The sequence below is a fragment of the Limnospira sp. PMC 289.06 genome, assembly GCF_032350395.1.
In the GTDB taxonomy this organism is placed as follows: domain Bacteria; phylum Cyanobacteriota; class Cyanobacteriia; order Cyanobacteriales; family Microcoleaceae; genus Limnospira; species Limnospira platensis.
This window is the reverse complement of sequence record NZ_JARPLC010000096.1, coordinates 1-20,103: the sequence shown is the minus strand read 5'-3', so window position 1 is coordinate 20,103 and position 20,103 is coordinate 1. Positions and strand designations below refer to the sequence as shown.

The following is a 20,103-nucleotide window of genomic DNA, read 5'->3' as shown; positions in this document are numbered from 1 at the left end:
AAACTGGGGGTGGCTATCGCCGTTACCCTAATTTCCTAACTTTACTTATCCATTTCTGGGCTTCCTATAAGGAATTTGTATGAGTTAGTTCGTTTTGACCTTGGGTTCCCTGCCTTGTTTTGTATATTTCTATACCAAACGTTGGGACATATAAACAGTTATGGAGATGGTCAGAGGCAAGCCTCTTGTATTCAACCAAGGGGCTGAAATCTCCACCAGGCAGCTATTTCGGGTATCTCATCCCTATTTCATGCCTGAACGTCTCGCACCCTTGACTGAATCATACGACAATATCCGTTGATAATCCCTCACTCAAAAGTCTATTGTACAAAACTTGATAGTTAAACTTTACTAATATCTTTCGGGAAAGAGTTTTTTATTTTCAATCGACGTTAAGAATTGTTACAATTTTATTGATAATTGCTCTCAAATTGTTGACGAGTTTATAGGGGTTGTGCTACTCTAAAAATAATCGCTTCCAAGGGCTTACTGTGTCTATTTGTAAAAATAATGGCTGAAACCCCCACTGCGTCGCTGTTGTGATTATTTTACCGCCAAAATTTAAAATTCACGATGCACGAGTTTTAGGCGATCGCCAGAGGGCCAAAAAATCACGACTTGACAAAATCGACATTTTGTGCATATACCTAGAAATTGTCATAGAAAACCGTCAAAAATAAACGATCAAGCACTTATGACCACAACTTCAGAAACCACCCAACTCCCTCCGATAGTCGAACTTCCCCCCAGTTACGTCATTCCCGTGGTGTTGGTACTTAGTTCAATCCCCTTATTTCTGATTCTGAAATGGGTAGCGCTACCCGTCTCTTTGTTTGGACTATTTCTAGCCATTCAGACAGCCACCATACGCCTACAGTTTACACCCACAGATTTAGATATATATCGTTCAGGTAAGATGATTCGGCGTTTTCCCTATCGAGAATGGACAAACTGGGAGATTTTTTGGTCGCCTGTACCGATTTTATTCTATTTTCGGGAAGTTAATAGTATCCATTTTCTACCCATGCTATTCAACGCCGGAATGCTGCGTTCTTGCTTAGAAGAAAAAATCACCATTAATCAGTAATTGATTAAGGGGAGGGCGTAGCAACCCTCTCCGTAGAAGGGAGAGAGAGGCTTAAAAGAACTAACTAACCTTCCAGCTTTTGAGAGATTAACTTGTTAGTTAACTGCGGGTCGGCGCGTCCTTGGGTTTTCTTCATAACCTGTCCCACAAAGAAACCTTTTAGCTTAGTTTTACCAGCCTTGAATTTTTCAACTTCCTGGGGATGACTAGCTATAACTTCATCGATAATCGCTTCTAATTCCCCTGTGTCAGAAATCTGGATTAAGCCTTTTTTCTCAACCAGTTGTTTAGGGGAACCACCCTTAGTCAAAAGTTCCGGCAGGATATCTTTAGCGATTTTACCACTAATGGTATTGTCGCCAATCAGAGCAATTAGTTCCGCTAGTTCAGCGGGTTTAAGGGGAATGTCATTAATTGCCAGTTTTTCATTTTTCAGATAGGCCGTAATATCCCCCATTAACCAGTTAGCCGCTTGTTTAGTATCTGCGCCTGCTGCTACTGTAGCCTCGAAATATTCCGCCACAGTGCGATCGTCCGTGAGTACACGAGTATCATAGGCAGATAATCCCAAGTCCGTCTCGTAACGGTGTCGTTTTTGGGCGGGAAGTTCTGGTAATTCCGACTTCCATTGTTTCAATTGTTCCGCTGATACTTGAATAGGAGGAAGGTCAGGTTCTGGGAAATAGCGGTAATCGCTGGAACCCTCTTTACTTCTCATGCTGATAGTGCGTTGGCTGCCTTCTTCCCAGAGACGGGTTTCTTGAATAAGAGACTCTCCGGCTTCTAGGGCGGCAATTTGGCGTTCTATTTCGTAGTCGATCGCCCTTTGAATTGCACTAAAGGAGTTCATGTTTTTAATTTCAACTTTAGTGCCAAATTCTTTTTGACCGACGGGACGCACGGAAATATTCACATCACAGCGTAGGGAACCTTCTTGCATATTCCCATCACTAACCCCTAAATAGCGGACAATGCGGCGCAATTCTTGGGCGTATTCAGCGGCTTCTAAACCGGAACGGATATCAGGTTCTGAGACAATTTCCACTAGGGGGATACCTGCCCGATTAAAGTCTACCATAGAATAAGTAGAACCCGATAGGCGATCGCTACCTCCATGAACAAGTTTTCCCGCATCTTCTTCCATGTGGAGGCGGGTAATACCTATGCGTTTACGGATAGGATTATTATTCTCATCGACAATCTCAATTTCCAGCCAGCCATTAGTAGCAATAGGTAGATCAAATTGGGAAATCTGATAATTTTTGGGCAGATCTGGATAAAAATATTGTTTGCGATCGAACTTACTATAGGGCGCAATTTCACAATTAAGGGCTGAGGCGGCTTTAACTGCATACTCTAACACCTTTTGATTTAAAACCGGAAGCACTCCCGGCAGACCTAGACAGATGGGATCAATATTGGTGTTAGGGTCAGCACCAAACTGGGTCGAGGAGTTAGAGAAGATTTTAGTTTCGGTACTAAGCTGACAGTGGGTTTCTAAGCCTATGACAGCCTCATACTCGGTTTTTACTGGTGCTAGAGTAGACATAAGCGATGTAGCAATTGAGCAACAATAATGAGATTGTACATTGTCTCTTATCTTAACTTATGCTGCCGATGATATGATTGGGAATGCGATCGCATTCGAGAAAATGCACAACCCCGAATAGACCATAATGAACCAGACCTTGCTCGCACAAGCTAAAAACCGGGCTGCTGTTTTTGAGGAGTTCCTCCAAATAGAATTAGACCAGGAAGCGAATGCCAGCCAATTGGCCTTTTTGGATAGAGGGATTGAAAATTCCCCATATCAAGCCGAACTTTCCAACTATCCGATTTACTTGGAACAAAAACCCATGGATTTTAGCCCCTATCCTAATCGAGGAAAAGTTCCCAAAATCAACACTACCTACCTTAACTTCCTGGACCCGGAGATTCTACAGGCTTGCGTTTGTGTAGGTCGGTTTATTGATGACCAATTCCAAACTATCTGGATGATAAAAAACGCCCTGGAGAGTGTCCAGTTTCGCACTACCACCAAGATTATAGCAGGCTTAAATATATTATCCCAGGTAAATACTAAATTCCCTGATGCTAAGATTGGGAACTGGGTATTTCGAGATCCTCAAGGCCGCAAGCCGGATTTTTCCTTTGTTGATGCTATGGCGGATATCGTCAGCTACAGAAGAAAAATCGCCACCTCTAACGCCTTGTCAGGGATGCTCAAACGATTTGAGTCCCGTTCAGGTTTGGAACGTTGGCTCATCAAAATCACAGGTAATCAAAACCTAGAATTTCGTGGGGACTACGGGGAGGATGCGTTTATTCAAAATCCGCGATTGGTGGATGCCAAAAGCCAAAAGGTGCTATTATCTGCGGTCGAGGATGCTCCGCGAGGTCAGAATCTGTTATCTGCCTATGATCTGACTCGGATAATTTCTATGGTAGGATGGCATTATCATCTAACCCCGGAAGCTCAACTACCGGGGGTGACTTGGGAAACCCTTAAATATCTGATTCCAGCTTTGGGTCAGGATACAGCTAGATTTGTAGATGTTGCCTTAGATGCTTTAGGATTGACGGATGTTATTTATGCTCCGGTGATTCTGTCGAAGTTGGGACATGGCCCTAGTCAAGTTCGCAACAGCATTGAAACCACCTATGTAGCCTTTGTGCAGTTTATAGATCGGCTTCCTAGCCAGACTGGACAGGCGACACAACCTTCTCGATTACGAACTATCTCGATGACTTTGCGGGGAGCTATTCCCATCACCAATTTTCAAGATTATAATCAGGAATCAATCCGGTTAGATGCTCGTATGGCTGCAGAGGTAACGGAGATCCTGCGACGGTTGGTAAGTGAGGAGTTTAATGCGATCGCTTAGGGGAAACTAGGCTGAGATGATTTTAGCGCTTTTCCCCGGCTAGATAGGTTGATGTGCGATCGCGCGATGCAGAAGTTGCACCAGGTTAACCAAGAAGTGATGGAATTTGAGAATGTACGATGGGGAAAAGGCTAACCAAGACGCGATCAGAACTCTGATCCGCAGTATTACTCGCCTCCAGGGTGATTTTTCGTTGATTCTCGCCTGTTGCAATTACCGTTTGGTTCGGGAAACTATTGTGCAACAGTTGCGGGTAGATTGTCCTCTTCCCATTCGAGAATTAGTTTTAGACCCCAAGGCTAAAACTCTCTATACGACCATTTTTGATAGCCTAGAGGGGGAAATGCCATCAGCTTTGATGGTGTTTGGCTTGGAGTCGGTGCATAATTTGCAAGGGGTACTCAAAGCGACTAATCAAATGCGGGAGGAATTTCGCAATTTTGAGTTTCCGTTGATTTTGTGGGTCAGCGATCAATTGGTGTCGATGATGATTCGCTTAGTCCCAGATTTTCATAGTTTCGCCACTACAATTCACTTCCAGGTTGAAACTGAGCATCTTATTGGCTTCCTGAAACAGACGACTAATCAGATTTTAGAACAGTTACTCGATAGCGGCGCAACTATTTTTTTAGATGAGGCTACCCTGGAGTTGGAAAGGGGTTCTCCCCTACGCAATGAACTAGAATCCGCACAACAGGATCTCCAACAGCGGGGAGTAACTCTTGCTCAGGATTTAGAAGCTAGTTTAGAGTTGATACTAGGTCGAATTGCCGATAATACTACTCAGGAATCATTACAGCATTACGAACGGAGTTTAGCATTGTGGCAGCAGACTAACAACCGCTTAGGCTGTGGTCATGTTCTGTTTTATTTGGGTTTTTGGTGGCGTTACTATGGGATGATGAACCGGGGGGAAAAGTGGGAAGCCTGCGCCAAAGCTACAGACTATTATCGGCAGTCTTTACGGGAATTTGAGGCGGCTGATCGACCGGATTTGGTGGCTAAGTTTATTAACGCTTTGGGGGAAATATTACACTATTTGGAAAATTGGTCAGAGTTAGACGAAGTGGCTAATTGGGCTTTAGATTTGCATCAAAACCAGTCCCATTCCTTTAGATCTGCTCGCGCTTACCACTTTTTAGCCGAAGTACAATTGGCTCATGGTAACTTCAAAACTGCTAAGTATATTATACAGAAATCTCTGGAAATTATCAACAGTAATTTATCGGAAAATTCCCAGGTTAATAATCCCTCTGAATATCTCCGCAAGTTAGATTGGGAACGTTCTTATCATTGGGGATGGTATTTGCTGTGTTTAGGGAGATCTCAACAAGGCTTAGGAGAACATGAAGAGGCGATCGCTACTTTAAAAACCGCCCAGAAATTGACGAAGCCGTGTTATGATCCAGAACTATATATTAAAATTTTTCACCAGTTACACGACAGCTATTTTAGACAAGGTGAATATCTCGCCGCCTATCAAGTCAAACAGCAACAGCGGGAAATAGAACAACAGTTTAGTTTTCGGCCTTTTATCGGTGCGGGAGCATTACAGGAAAGCCAATTAATTACTAATCCCAGTTATCCAAAATCTGGCGATCGGACTTTAATTAATTCCGAAATGACGGCTTCGGGAAGATTGCAAGATATTGACCAATTAATGAAACGTCTGGGGGAAGACAGATATAAATTAACGGTAATTTATGGACCATCGGGAGTTGGTAAAAGTTCTTTGTTACAAGCCGGAATTATTCCCCAACTGAGACATAAAAATACATTGATTCAAGCTAGGAAAGTTATCCCGATTTATCAAAAAACCTACACTAATTGGGTGGGGGGACTCAGTAATGCGATCGCCACAGCTTTATCCAAATTAGATAACTCTGAATTAGACTCAGGTTTTTTAACTAACCCGACCGAAATTTTAGACCAACTACAGGTTCTGAATTATCGGAATTTAGTGATGATTATTATTTTCGATAAATTTGAAGAGTTTTTCGTAGCCACCAAGGAACCCCAAAAGCGAGAAGAATTTTATCAATTTTTACGGGAATGTTTGAATATTCCCTATATTAAAACTATTTTTGCACTGCGTCAGGACTACTTACACCACCTGCTAGAAGGAAATCGTTTAAAATACTTTGATGCTGTTAACGACAATATTTTAGACAAGAATATTCTCTATTATTTAGGTAATTTCGTCCCGGAAGATGCCGCCTCAGTTATTCAAAATTTAACCGCTAAAACTCAATTTATCTTAGAACCGGAATTAATTAAGCAACTGGTACAAGAATTAGCCGGAGAGTCGGGAGAAGTCCGACCCATTGAACTACAAATTGTCGGTTCTCAACTTTACACTAATCAAATCACCACCTTGGAAGAATATCGCCTAAAAGGACCAAAAAGGCGGTTAGTAGAGAGTTATTTAGAGGAAGTAGTGGCGGACTGTGGTGCGGAAAATAAAGACATCGCCGAATTAGTCTTATATTTACTGACAGATGAATATAACAACCGACCCTTAAAAACTCGGTATGCTTTGAATCGAGATTTACAAAGTTTAGCGGATAACCTAAAAATCACGGATCAACTAGATACAGTCTTAAAAATATTTGTGTTATCTGGGTTAGTCTGTTTACTCCCAGAAATTCCAGAAGAACGCTATCAGCTTGTCCATGATTACCTAGTGTCTTTTATTCGGGAACAACGGAGTAGTGAATTAGTTTCTAAGCTGCAACTGGAGAAACAAAAAAGACAGCAAGCCGAAGCGGAGATTACCGAAATTAATCAAGTTTTGAGGAAAAGGCTAGTTAATACGATTGGCTTATGTATAGGGTTGAGTTTATTATCAATAGCAGTATTAATGTTGTGGCTCAATACTAAAACCCAGGAACAACAGCTAAAATTAGCTAAGTTTAATTATGAATATTTGGCTTTGTTAAAAGGGGAAACGGATCAACTGAAAGCCTCCCTAACTGCTATGGAAGCTGGTAGAATTCTGCAACGGGAACCACTTACGGAAATTGAACGCCGCACGGCTAGTTCTCTGTGGGAAGTTAATAATATATTCCGAGAACGCGATCGCCTCTCCGAATCTTTTGGCGGTATTCTCAGCGTCAGTGTTAACCCTGATGGTGATCAAATAGTATCAGGCGATCAAGATGGTACAATCAGGATCTGGAACCAAAATCGGGAATTAATAGGAAGTTGGTTAGCCAATAAACGCAAAATTCGTCGCGTGGTTTTTAGTCCGCATTCCTCCAGTCAACAATCGATTATAGCTTCAGCGGGGGAGGATGAAAATATCAAACTCTGGCGACCTGATGGAACTTTAATTAACACCCTAATAGGACATACCAGCGATATACAATGGCTAAGTTTTAGTCCAGATGGTCAGCAGTTAGCCTCTGGGAGTGAAGATAGAACTATTCGTCTGTGGAGTCGTGACGGTGACACCATCGCCATATTAACCGGACACGAAGCGGAGGTTTTATCTGTAAGTTTTAGTCCTGATGAACAGTTGATTGTTTCCTCTGATGAAATAGGGGTAATTAAATTATGGAATCGCCAGGGAGAATTAATCAACAGTTTTCAGGGTCATGACCAAGCAATTTGGAGTGTTAAATTTAGTCCAGACTCTCAAATACTGGCTTCTGCTAGTAATGATAATACGGTGAAACTGTGGAACCCTGACGGAACATTATCGACAACTTTAACAGGTCATGAAAAGTCGGTAAATAGCGTTAATTTTAGTGCTGATGGTCGCCTTATTGTGACAGCCAGCACCGATACAACTATCAAACTTTGGAACTATGAGGGAATTTTGGTTTCTACTCTCCGGGGTCATAGAAATACTGTCAATCAGGCGATTTTTACTCCCGACAGTCAAACGCTAATTTCCGCCAGTGCAGATGGTTCTATCCGTTTTTGGGGACTACAAAACCTCCCCAGAGTCTGGGAATCTCCTAGTGATATTTATAACGCTATTTTTAGCCCGAATAGTGAGTTAATAGCTTCAGTATCTAGCAATAATATGGCGATAATTTGGGAGACTAATTCCCTAAATATTAGGCTAATGTTTGATGAACATACAGATACTGTTAATAATATCAGCTTTAGTCCTGATAGTCAACTAATTGCTTCTGCTAGTAATGATAAAACGGTGAAAATTTGGAATACAGAAGGTGATGTTTTAAGGACTATCAACCATGATTTCCCAGTGTGGACTGTCAGTTTTAGTCCTGATGGTCAAAAAATTGCTTCGGTTAGTGATGATCAAATCATTCGGTTATGGGATCTTAATGGAGTATTAGAAACTACTCTGATTGGACATACAGATAGAATTAATGATATTGATTTTAATCAACCGGCTAAAATCATGGCTTCTGTGGGTGAAAATACTATTAAAATTTGGGATATCAACGGTTCTTTAATTCGCGACCTTTCCCATGGTAGTCACTTCTCTAAGGTGGCTTTTAGTCCTAATGGAACTCTCCTGGCTGTGGCGACGGGGGATGGCTCGGTGAAATTGTGGAATACTTCCGACTGGACACCAATTACAACTACTACTATAGGACGACATAACCGGGTGGTGTTTGATTTGAGTTTTAATTCAACTGGGGAGATCCTGGCTTCTGCGAGTCAGGATGGGACGGTGAAACTGTGGGATCGTTCTGGTCAGCTAATCACGACTCTGGAAGTGGGAATTAAGCCGGTTTTATCAGTTAATTTTAGTGCGGATGACCAAATATTGGTGGCTACTGATGCTGATAACCGCATGGTGTTTTGGGAGTTGGATTATAGCAATTTTAACCAGGTTGATTATTTACTTGATCAGGCTTGCGATCGCCTGCAAAATTATTTAAATCGTCATAATGATAACCCCGCGATTAATCCTAATATTTGTAATTGATTAGCCTCTGGGGGGTCTGGTTTGCTGAATGCGATCGGCTTCCGCTTCCTCTCGGGAGGCGGCTTCGGCTATCTCTTCTGATAGGTGATCCTCTGTGAATTCGCTGGCTAATACCATGGGAGTCATGGCCAAAATACCTGCGATCGCATAAATAGACAGAATCATGGTTTTAGCTAACATAGCCAAAAGGTTTTTAGTATAGGGGTTTACATTTCCCTATACATGAGGTTTTATCCCTATCAGGATAGCCATAATTTTATGAGAATTTTCTTACAATTAATCCGGTTTCTTAGACCATTTTTAATTAACCAGAGACCGTCTTAGGCCATTTTCAAAAACCACATTAAAAAGTCAACTCGGAAAACTTAACCATCCGTAGTTGTTCTAATTCTTTCATGCGTTTTTGTTCGGCGTAGATTTGCTGCTGATAGTATTCAGCCAATTCTAAATTAAGTTTAATATCAGTGTTTTTCCACTTATCTAAATATTGAAGATAGCGTTTTTCACATATTACCCATTCTAAGCAAGCTGTGGCGGTGCGAATCCCCATGCTAGGACGTTGAATATCATTGATATTATTTTCGTTTAAGTAGAATAAATGAGACACTTCCGAGATTTCTGATGAATGTTCCCGATCAAAGTTTTGTAGTTGGGAAATCAAATCAATATCTTCTCTGGCTTGCTGTTCCTGTAAATTCAACTCAATTTCCGCAATTTTCATCCACAAAAACCGATATTTTGTTAAACTAAATTCTAAACTTTGTGCCTCCAAAGCGTTAATCATTTCCTGTCGATACTCTGGACAGTGTAGATAAATCCGCAGCAACAAACCTTCGGCTTCTTCTAACAGAGTTCGGTCACGTTTAGCGGAAATAATATTTGATTTAGTAGCCGTAGATGCTTGATGATGCTTATTTACTGGTTTATTAATCTGTTTTCGCAGACTGTCGGCTAACATGGGAATTAACCGTGATTGACCCTGGCTGAGAATTTCCGCGCAGGATTGAATATAAGCAGTGCGTTGGTTTAAATCTTCGACTCGGCGGAGTAATTCCACCATGGCTGTGGCTATTCTCTGTGATTCGGCGACATTTTCGATGTTTTTACCGCCGACAATTTGATTGATTTGCCATTCTAAAAAATAGGGTGCTTTTGCTACCAAATCCTGATAATCATGGCGGGTGTGAATATATAAATATTCATCGGCATCTTTCCCATTGGGAAGGTTTAAAATTCTCAGGTTTACTTCCCCACGATAGGCGAGAGTTTCAATTTCTCCTATGGCTCTTTCTGTGGCTTTAGTCCCGGCTGCATCGGCATCAAAATTGAGGATAATTTGCTGGGATTCTGTATAGCGTAGCAGCAGACGAATTTGATTAATACTCAGTGCGGTTCCTAGGGATGCTACCACATAATTAATCCCGGCTGCATGGAGAGCGATCGCATCAAAATAACCCTCAACAACTACAGCCATATCTTGTTTGGATATAGCCGTTTTTGCCTTGTCTAAACAAAACAAAGTTCGCCCTTTATCAAATAGTTCTGTTTCGGGAGAATTTAGATATTTAGGCTGTTCATCTCCTAAACTGCGACCCCCAAAACCAATCACTCTTCCCTGGATATCATAAATGGGAATAATTAGGCGATCGCGGAAACGATCATAATAACCATTCCCGGCTTTGCGGGGAACAATTAACCCAGCTTTTTCGACTAATTCTACAGGAAAGTTTTTTTGTTCGACTAAATAACTATAAATATTTTCCCACCCCCCTGGTGCATAACCTAGCTGAAATTCCTGGATAGTTTCCTCTCCCAGACGGCGGGAAAATTTCAGATATTCTAAAGCTGCTTCTCCCTGGGGTTGGCGGAGTGCGTGTTGATAAAAACTGGTGGCGATCGCTAAAATCTCATAGAGTTTTTCCCGCAAGGAAAGGGTCTTTTGGAACTCCTGATGCTGTTCGGGCGATTCGGTTTTGAGGGGGATATTATAGCGTCGCGCCAGGTCTAAAACCACATCAGAAAAGGAGGATTTATCCAACTCCATTAAAAACTTAATGCTATTTCCCGCCGCACCACAACCAAAACAGTAGTACATCTGTTTGCTGGGACTCACGGTAAAACTTGGGCTTTTTTCTTCATGGAATGGACACAGACCCACAAAGTCTTTCCCACGGCGTTTAAGCACCACCTTTTCAGAGATGATATCATAAATATCAGCTCTTTCTTTAACCTCCTCAATTGTGTCGGAATGGATACGGGGAATTGACATATATTCGGAATATTTGATAATCTAATTAATGTCGGTTTTGTGGCGGATATATTATAGCATATTCGCTGGGATTAGGCAAGAGGCAACCCCCGAACCCCCAGAAAATTAATGGGTTCAGCAATTCACCGAAAAATGCTCAATTGTCAATGATTTGATGAAATCATGCCCAAAAATCTGGAGAAGTTGTATAATAAAAACTCCTATGGCAAAAATAACAGCAAGGAGAAACTATCTGTGTATCGATTATCTGAATATCCACCGCAGAAAAGAATATGGGTATATTGGTGGCGGTGGTTAAGATTAGTATATCTGCGGTTAATTAGCCTGCGAGGACAACCAGAATATTTGGCGAGGGGTCTGGCGGCGGGTGTGTTTGCTGGTTTTTTTCCATTTTTTGGGTTTCAAGCGATTATCGGGGTGGCGGTTGCGGTTATTTTAAGAGGTCATAAACTCCTAGCGGTGGCGGGAACTTGGGTGAGTAATCCCTTGACTTATGTTCCCCTGTTCTTTTTTAACTTTCAGGTGGGAATGTGGCTGCTAGGAATTAATCAATTTTCACTAATGATTGATGATGTCGATCTACAATCAGTTAAAGACTTTAGTGAACTGGTAGAAACTGGGGCCGAATTGGCGGGGGTTTTATTGTTAGGATCGACTGTAATGGGATTAATAGCAGCGATCGCTATTTATACTGTGAGTCTTCCCTTATTCCGATATTGGCAACAAAAGCGATCGCAGCGTCGCTAAAATCCCAGGTCATCTAAGGCGGTCGCAGCGGCTTCAAAAACTACCTCGTCCGGCATTTCTTCCCAAGCTATATCTCCAATTTCGCGGTAAAATGTCTCATCGTATGGTCTAGTGCGAATTACCACAGGCATAGGGACGGCATGACCTAAAACTAAAGCCTGTTGTTTAGAGTCTAATTTTGCCAAAACCGATCGCAAATTTTGACCACCAGAAACCCCAGTAAAAATCGCATCGATATCCTTATCATCGTTTAATAAAGCGGTGATACGAGTCCCTATTTGAGACATCACCTCCGAGTCAATTCCTGACGGACGTTGATCAACAATTAATAGGGTGACAAAATACTTTCTCATTTCCCTAGCAATAGTGCCAAAAATAGTAGACCTAACCACGGCTGGATCGAGAAATCTATGGGCTTCTTCGATGGTAATTACCAGAGGTTGAGGGCGATCGCCAGGATTTTTAGAAGCCAAAAATGTTTCAGCTTTTCGGACATAGGACTGGTGAATGCGGCGGGTAATCATATTAGTTACCAGCATATAGGATAACATATCCGACTGGGAACCAAACTCAACAATAACGTGCTTTCCGGCTGACAGAGACTGAAGAATGCGATCGATATAATTAAACGGACAAGTAGGGCGCATATACTTCAAATTTTCCATACGCATCAACTTTCGTTGTAGGGACATAATCGACCCTTTATGACCCCGGCGTTCATCGCAAAACATTTGGATTTCTTCATTAGTCATCCCCAACAGTTGCGAGATCCAATCCTGACCAAACTCACTACAGAGAATATTAGCGTTATCTAAAGCAGCTTCCGAGAGATTTAATTCTCGTTGGACTAAGTTTAAATCTTCTACCTCTATCTGGTTATAACTCAAATACAACTCTTGAGCGTCTCGAATTCCCCGGCGGCGGGTTGACTCTGGGTCAAGAGTGTAGACTTCTACTTGATTCGGAAAAAGTTGTCGTAATCCCTTAACGGTATTAAATTTTTTGCCTTCCGATACAGCCTCCCAACCATATTCAGAGTGCATATCAAAAATCAAGTTAACCGCCGCTTGTTTACGGATAATTCCTGATAATAATAACCGGGTTAAAAAAGATTTTCCGGTTCCCGATTTCCCAAAAACACCGTTACTGCGTTCCACAAACCGATCGAGATCGAGACAGACGGGAACTTGCATATCAATAGGTTCCCCGATCGCAAAATTACGTCGTTGGGGGTCATCTTCCCAGCCAAAAATCACCCGAAAATCTCTTTCCTTAGCTTCGTAGACCTGGGAGAAGTGGCTGGGGATAGTTTTAACGGGGAGTAGTTCAAACTCTTCGGTATTGGTGTTAGGTTGAAAAGAGGCGGCACCGTTACCATTTCCGTTAACTTTGAGTTGAATATCATAGCGATCGCAGACATCCCGATTCAGCATCAACATGGGACTAAGTTCAATAGTTCCATAGGTGCTGTTTCCGGCTAACACAGCTTGGAGAAAATCATTTTCCGGTAGTGGAGGATTGCTAAGAATGCGGGGGCTAGAGGTTCCTAGACAGACATCAGTTAGTAAACAAAAGAAATGCGATCGCACTCCATAGACTACCAAAAACTTACCAACTCTCATGTCCTCGACGGAAACATCGGCGTGTAGTCGCACTTCCAGTCCCTTTGTCAAGGAACCTTGAATCACAGAACCAAGGGGTTGATCAGTAGTCATTAGATACTCATTCCCCAGAGGGGTATAGTTGTTTTTCTCTGTTGATTAATGGTACAATCTAATCAGGAGTTATAGCAAATTTTCCGAGGGATGAAAGGGGGATTTGGTCAGGTTTAACTTCTCAAATAGTTGAGTAACTTTAGCAATATCCTTGTCTCCAGGCGATCGCTCTACTCCACTAGACAAATCTATCCCGTCAGGGTTTAGGCAACTAAGGGCTTCAATGATATTATCAGGATTAAGTCCCCCCGCCAAAAACCAGGGTATGGCAGGGCGAAACTCACCCAAAGATTGCCAATCTATGGTGAGACCAGTCCCCCCCAACTGTTGACCATGATAGGCATCTAGCAGCAAAGCATCTACATGGGGAATAAAGCTGTTGGCTAGGGTGAGAGATTGCGGAGTTTTAACCCGGATAGCTTTAATTAACTCACCATGGGGAAGTTCTTGTCGTAGGCGATCGCAAAATAAGGGGGATTCATCCCCATGAAGTTGTACCCCCGTTAATTTAGCCTGATGGAAAGTTTCCCAGATTTCCTCAAAAGTGGCATTAGCAAAAACCCCAATCCGGTCTACCCTGTCTGGTAGATCAGAGGTAATCGCCCGAATTTGGTCTGGGTGGATATAGCGAGGGGAAGCCCGAACACAAATAAACCCCAAAGCAGTCGCCCCCAAAGAGGCGATCGCCTGTCCTTGGTCAAGTCGGGTTATGCCACAAATTTTAATCCGCATGAAATCAACCCACCATTAATCCTGGACTCGAATATCAACCACACTGGCGTTAAAATTGTAGGTGTTTCCCTCTAGTTCTACCGTATTACCAATGCGAATTTTGACATTACCCAAAACCGGACCCGTATTAGTAACTTGACCCTGGCCCTCCAAAGTGAGCAAAATATTGTTACTGAAAATAAAATCAGCCGTTGGGTCAGGTAGAGCCCTCAAACTCCCGTCAGGTTGGGTAACTGGGATAGTCCGAGGTAGAAACTCAACCGCTTTAATGTCTACCTGTCCATAGGGTTGGTTACGGATAATCAGATTAGTCTTTTCTCCAGCCTTGAGAAAATCCTGGGGATTACGTCCACGCATCCCCAAAGCAATTACATCAACTTCCACAGGTTTAGTCGTGACCCCAATTTGAGCCACCGACCCAGAAGTTCCCGGGAAAAAGAAAATTCCGACAATCACCAGCAAAATGACAGCCGCAGCGCCGAGGTCGAGAATGCTCACCTTTGCGAACAAGCGACCTTTAGAATCCAAAATAGCCATAGAAGCAGATAGTGGGCAGTGTATAACCTTGAGTTTAAGTTATTCCCCAGCATACCATTGACCATCAACGATCCCAACTAGGGATTATTTGGGAATACTGGGCGGTTAAGTTGACAATAGTAGTAGGGGGGAAATCTCTAAGGGAGATGTAGCCTGATCAGTAAGCTGAAATTTATGACCCTCAGATTCCCTGAAAGTAGCCCTAATCTTTATTTTATATAGATTAGGGCCGATGCAAGGGAAAATAGATCAGACATTTACCCCAAATACAATTTATCCTGGAGATAGTAAAGGGGGTTTTACCCCCCCCAACCACTAAGCCCCCTTGTCATTTTGAGTCAATGATGTTCCATCACTCCCTATCTCACCGAATCCAATCCCAATCACCAGAAGCTGTCCCATGTTTATTCCCTCCATTTTTCAAGCAATCAACCGCAAACCCCTGACGACCAAGCCAGATACTCTTGTCGAAGATATCATTTTGCTGATGAGTAGCAACAGGTCAAGCTATGTATTGATTGTAGAAAAACCGGAAAAAGTTGTTAGTTGTGATCACACCACTCTTCAGGAAGTATATTCTGTATTGGTGGGGATTTTTACAGTCCAGGATATCGTGGAACTTTGCTCAATTAACGATCGCCTCTGTGGGTTTCCCATCTCTCGGATTATGATTCGGTCTGTGATTAGCGCCAAAGAGTCGGACCTGACCGATATCTTTACCCTGTTTGCTTACTTTGAGCAAAACCAGATCCACCATTTACCCATTGTCAATGATCGGGGGGAAGTCACCGGGATGATCTGTCCGGAAAATTTCCTCTGTCTATCTCGGAGCAATAAAAGCCAGAAAAAGCCTCAGTCATCATCCTATTCTGCCAATGGTCGTCGTCCCTCGTCCGTCGCTCCTCAGTCCCAACAGACCTTTGTACCAGAAGACGTAATCCAACTGAGTCAAATTGCCAACAATCAGACATCTAGGCTAGTTCACGCCCCCTCCTCCTCGTCGATTTTCCATATAACTAAGTTAATGTCCAGGTACAGAGTGCCATCTGTAGTTGTCACGGAAACCGTCCCCCCCCCAGAGAACACATCAGCACCCAATTCCGATAAACAGGCGATTAAATTAGTGGGAGTTGTCACCAGCCAAGATATTCTCACCCTGGTAGCTTTAGGGGTGGATTTTTACACAACCCCAGCCCATAGCATCTGTAATAACCCAGCCGTAATTGTGCGATCGCGCATTACCCTAGGAGCCGCCCTGAGAGTTATGGGGAAATACTATCACCAACTACCCCTAGTAGTGATGGATGAGCGCAACTATCCCATCAGCGTTATGTCCCCTAGCACCATCCTTATGGGTGCATTGCGTCCCCAATCGATGCACGCCGCCCTAGCTAAACTCGCCCAGCAAGTTCAGTCCCAGCCAGAAGTTAAAAATCCGCCGAGGGTTCCGGTCCCGTCTGTCCCCCCACAATGCACCTGGCCCAACGAATTGCAAGAAAGATCCGAGGCGATGACTCAGCTTTATGAAGCAACTATTGGTTCTAACGCCGATTTTGATACCCGTATCACCCGTCTTTTACAAATGGGATGCGATCGCTTTGGTGTGGAAATAGGACTGCTAGGGCGCGTCTGGGGGGGGCGCTATGAAGTGATCGCCACCCGTATTCCTGAAAATTTGACCTTCGGATTTGCCAAAGGCGATACCCTCGCCCTCCATCAAACCTTAGAAGGAGAATCCGCCGGGTCTGATGAGGTAGTAGGTATCGAATCACTCCAGAATTCCCCCTGGAAAGACCACCCAGCCTACGCTGTGCGCCGTTTTGAAGCCTATCTAGGCGTAAAAGTCACCGTCAGTGGTAGAGACTATGGAACCCTCAGTTTCCTGAGTTATCAGCCCCGCTCAAAATTTCGAGCCATTGAAAAGGAAATCCTGAAACTCATGGCTACCTATATTGGTAGTGAAATTGCTCGCGAACAGGCGGCGCAAGCACTTCAGCAACAAAATCAGCATCTAGTATTACTTAAAGAAATTACCCATAAAGTTCGCTCTAAACTGGAAACCCAAGAAGTATTTCAAACTACCGCCAGCCAAATTGGTCGGGTATTTGCTGTTAACCGCTGTTCTATTTATACCTATATTCCCGAACCTTACCCACACCTAACCTGTGTGGCAGAATACCTAGAAACTGGCTATGAGTCTACCCTCAAGCTGGAAATTTCTGTATCTTATAATCCCTATATTGAAGCACTCCTCACCTCTGATAGAGCGATCGCATCTACCGATGTTTTTTCCGAACCTTTACTGGAATCTTCCATTCCCCTCTGTCGTCGCATGGCCTTAAAATCCATGTTAGCCGTTCGCACTTCCTATCAAGACGAACCCAATGGCATTATTATGTTGCATCAATGCCAACAAATGCGCGAGTGGAACCGAGACGAAATCGAATTTCTCGAAGATGTCGCCTCCCAAGTAGGAATTACCATCGCCCAAGCCAAATTACTAGAAGTCGAAGTCAAAAGCCATCGCGCCCTCGAAGCCAAAAATCAAGCCTTAGAAGAAGCCAAACTCGCCGCCGAAATTGCTAGTCGTGCTAAAAGTGAATTTCTGGCAACCATGAGCCACGAAATCCGCACTCCTATGAATGCAGTAATTGGCATGACCGGGTTACTATTAGATATGGAATTAACCCCCGAACAGCGAGATTTTGTCGAAACTATCCGCACCAGTGGCGATGCCCTTTTAACCATTATTAATGATATCCTAGATTTCTCCAAAATTGAATCTGGTAAACTCGAACTAGAAAAGCAACCTTTTAAACTCCGTAACTGTCTCGAAGAGTGTCTAGAATTGCTGTCTGGGCGCGCCGCCGAAAAGGGTTTAGAGTTAGCTTATATCATAGATCCTTCCACTCCTAAAACTATCCTGGGTGATGTCACTCGCCTGCGTCAAGTGTTGGTTAATTTGGTCAGTAATGCTATTAAGTTTACCTCCGAAGGCGAGGTAATTTTAGCAGTGAAAGCTACCCATCCCGATGCCAAAAAAGATGTCAAAAAATTTGATGATTCTGATTTTACTGAAAGTCATTACGTCCTGCAATTTGAAGTCAGAGATACCGGAATTGGCATTCCTCCCGACCGGATAGATCGCCTATTTAAAGCCTTTTCTCAAGTTGACGCTTCCACCACTAGGGAATATGGAGGCACGGGTTTAGGTTTGGCAATTTCTCAGCGGTTGAGTCAATTAATGAATGGGAAAATGTGGGTGGCTAGTTGGGTAAATTTGCTCGATGAATATCACGATGAAACCTCATCTTTGATATCTAGTGTCGCCGGAAATCCTCCCCCCGACTTTGTGCGCCCACAGGTGTTCAGACCTGGCTCTATCTTCTATTTTACCATAGTTTGTAGCGGATTTAATACCCCCGATTTGGGAGAATTTAGTGATGATTTCCTTCATGGTAAGAAAGTGTTAATTGTTGAACATCACGACATTAATCAAAAACTGCTTATCCGTCAGGTTAAATCTTGGGGTATGGTTCCCGTGCGCGTCAAAACTGGCGCTGATGCCTTAAAGGTTTTGCATGATAACCCCGAATTAGATTTGATTATTTTAGGTATCAATTTGCCTGATATGGATGAAGCCACCCTAGCGAGTCGTATTCGCCAATTAGAAAAACAGATGATTGCTGGTAAATACCGCCAAAAACCTTTTAATTTAGTCATGTTTAATTATGCCAGCAATACCGATTCACTGCGACGACTAGAAGCCCAGGGTGTTAATGTGGCGGGATTGGTTAACAAGCCTCTCAAACAATCTCAGTTTTACAATACCCTGATGCAGATTTTTGCTGATAGCCAGACTATTGAAAAACACTATCATATTAAGAATGCTGAGTCTGGCTATGACCCGGCAATTCCTCAACCTCATGCCAATTTGCGGATTTTATTGGCTGAAGATAATGTCACTAACCAAAAAGTAGCGATTAAACTATTAGAACGTTTGGGGTATCGCGCTGATATTGCTGGTAATGGGTTGGAGGTTCTCGATGCCTTAAACCGACAACAGTATGATGTAATTTTGATGGATGTACAAATGCCGGAAATGGATGGCTTGGAGACTTCTAAACATATCTGCGCCGCCTACTCAGATGGTAGCGATATGGGTCCACGGAAACCTAGAATTATTGCGATGACTGCTAATGCTATGCAAGGCGATCGCGAAATGTGTTTGAATGCAGGTATGGATGATTATATTACTAAACCTGTGCGCCGGGAGGCTTTAGCTGAAGCCTTAGCTAAATGTCATCCCATTTCTCCCACGGTAACTGAAGTTCACGAAGTATCTGCTCAAAATGGATATCGGGTTAAATCTACAACCATCCCTCAACAAAGTACAAATGGGGGTAGTCCCAATGGACAGGTTATGGTTGTTGATGTTACTGAAGCTAATGGGCACAAAATTCTCAATAATCATACTGTTGAGGAAGAATTAATGACCGATAATAGTCCCATAGATCATCAGGTTTTGGAAAATCTCAGGGAATATGATGATGAAGATGATCCTTTTGTCGATTTGCTAATTGCTACCTATTTACAGGAAGCACCCCAACATATTGATGGTATGCGTAAAGCTATTGATGCCCAAGACCCTAAAGGCTTAAAAGAGTCCGCCCATACGTTAAAATCTAGTAGCGCACAACTGGGAGCCCTTAGATTTTCTGAGTTTTGCAAGGAACTTGAATATATGGGACGTGCGGGGATGGAAAGTGATAGCCCAGAGGTGGAATGTTTTGTTACTGGTAGTGCGGTTGAACGCTTTGCAGAAACCCAGGCTGAATGGCAACGGGTGGAAACGGCCCTCCGCAAAGAAATTAATCAGTTGTAGAGAATAATAGATGATTTTTCCGGTGCGTCAGCAATTAATTATCGGCTATTTATTCGCTTGGCGGTATCTGACGCACCCTACTAATGATGGGCTCGGTGCGTCAGCAATTAATTATCGGCTATTTATTCGGTTGGCGGTATCTGACGCACCCTACTAATGATGGGCTCGGTGCGTCAGCAATTAATTATCGGCTATTTATTCGGTTGGCGGTATCTGACGCACCCTACTAATGATGGGCTCGGTGCGTCAGCAATTAATTATCGGCTATTTATTCGGTTGGCGGTATCTGACGCACCCTACTAATGATGGGCTCGGTGCGTCAGCAATTAATTATCGG

The 20,103-nt window shown here is 43.0% G+C and carries 12 protein-coding genes; 6 read left to right on the top strand and 6 right to left on the bottom strand.

Translation table 11 applies throughout. From position 1 onward, the window contains the following. The first annotated feature begins 694 nt into the window (after positions 1 to 694). Positions 695 to 1,087, top strand: a complete 393-nt coding sequence (locus tag P5674_RS17480; protein ID WP_006618595.1) for a DUF3119 family protein — start codon at positions 695 to 697, stop codon at positions 1,085 to 1,087. A gap of 64 nt (positions 1,088 to 1,151) precedes the next feature. Here the strand turns inward: P5674_RS17480 and gatB are convergent, their stop codons facing one another. Beyond that, positions 1,152 to 2,636 (bottom strand): Asp-tRNA(Asn)/Glu-tRNA(Gln) amidotransferase subunit GatB, encoded by a 1,485-nt coding sequence (gatB, locus tag P5674_RS17475; RefSeq protein WP_006618596.1) that lies wholly within the window; start codon positions 2,634 to 2,636, stop codon positions 1,152 to 1,154. 127 nt (positions 2,637 to 2,763) lie between these two features. Between gatB and P5674_RS17470 the strand changes: the two genes are divergently transcribed. Together P5674_RS17470 and P5674_RS17465 are read left to right on the top strand one after the other, a co-directional pair. Further along, the gene (locus P5674_RS17470) at positions 2,764 to 3,972 is read left to right on the top strand and encodes a hypothetical protein (RefSeq protein ID WP_006618597.1); all 1,209 of its coding nucleotides are present in this window, start codon (positions 2,764 to 2,766) and stop codon (positions 3,970 to 3,972) included. Positions 3,973 to 4,084: 112 nt separating this feature from the next. Continuing rightward, entirely contained in the window at positions 4,085 to 8,881 is a 4,797-nt protein-coding gene (locus P5674_RS17465; protein ID WP_006618598.1) for an nSTAND1 domain-containing NTPase, read from the top strand. Here P5674_RS17465 and P5674_RS17460 read toward each other — a convergent pair whose 3' ends face one another. Together P5674_RS17460 and dnaG are read right to left on the bottom strand one after the other, a co-directional pair. Beyond that, positions 8,882 to 9,061 (bottom strand): hypothetical protein, encoded by a 180-nt coding sequence (locus P5674_RS17460; protein WP_014275442.1) that lies wholly within the window; start codon positions 9,059 to 9,061, stop codon positions 8,882 to 8,884. It lies immediately after the preceding gene. 163 nt (positions 9,062 to 9,224) lie between these two features. After that, positions 9,225 to 11,150 (bottom strand): DNA primase, encoded by a 1,926-nt coding sequence (gene dnaG / locus P5674_RS17455; protein ID WP_006618599.1) that lies wholly within the window; start codon positions 11,148 to 11,150, stop codon positions 9,225 to 9,227. A gap of 162 nt (positions 11,151 to 11,312) precedes the next feature. Between dnaG and P5674_RS17450 the strand changes: the two genes are divergently transcribed. After that, entirely contained in the window at positions 11,313 to 11,897 is a 585-nt protein-coding gene (locus tag P5674_RS17450) for a DUF2062 domain-containing protein (protein WP_006618600.1), read from the top strand. On the opposite strand, the gene P5674_RS17445 is transcribed toward P5674_RS17450, so the two are convergent. The 3 genes from P5674_RS17445 to P5674_RS17435 form a co-directional block, all read right to left on the bottom strand. Further along, positions 11,894 to 13,612 carry a helicase HerA domain-containing protein gene (locus P5674_RS17445; RefSeq protein WP_006618601.1) on the bottom strand — a complete coding sequence of 573 codons (1,719 nt, stop codon included), beginning with the start codon at positions 13,610 to 13,612 and terminating at the stop codon, positions 11,894 to 11,896. The two genes, P5674_RS17450 and P5674_RS17445, sit on opposite strands and share 4 nt — an antisense overlap. Positions 13,613 to 13,681: 69 nt before the next feature. Next, a complete protein-coding gene (locus P5674_RS17440) occupies positions 13,682 to 14,344 on the bottom strand; it encodes a phosphoribosylanthranilate isomerase (protein ID WP_006618602.1) in 663 nt (220 codons plus the stop codon). Between the two features lie 15 nt (positions 14,345 to 14,359). Beyond that, a complete protein-coding gene (locus P5674_RS17435; protein WP_006618603.1) occupies positions 14,360 to 14,881 on the bottom strand; it encodes a DUF4330 domain-containing protein in 522 nt (173 codons plus the stop codon). 400 nt (positions 14,882 to 15,281) lie between these two features. Here P5674_RS17435 and P5674_RS17430 point away from each other — a divergent pair, with 400 nt between their 5' ends. Continuing rightward, positions 15,282 to 19,766, top strand: coding sequence for a response regulator (locus P5674_RS17430; RefSeq protein WP_006618604.1), 4,485 nt, complete (start codon positions 15,282 to 15,284; stop codon positions 19,764 to 19,766). A 10-nt stretch (positions 19,767 to 19,776) separates the two neighbouring features. Further along, positions 19,777 to 19,923 (top strand): hypothetical protein, encoded by a 147-nt coding sequence (locus tag P5674_RS17425; protein ID WP_157888700.1) that lies wholly within the window; start codon positions 19,777 to 19,779, stop codon positions 19,921 to 19,923. Positions 19,924 to 20,103 lie beyond the last annotated feature (180 nt).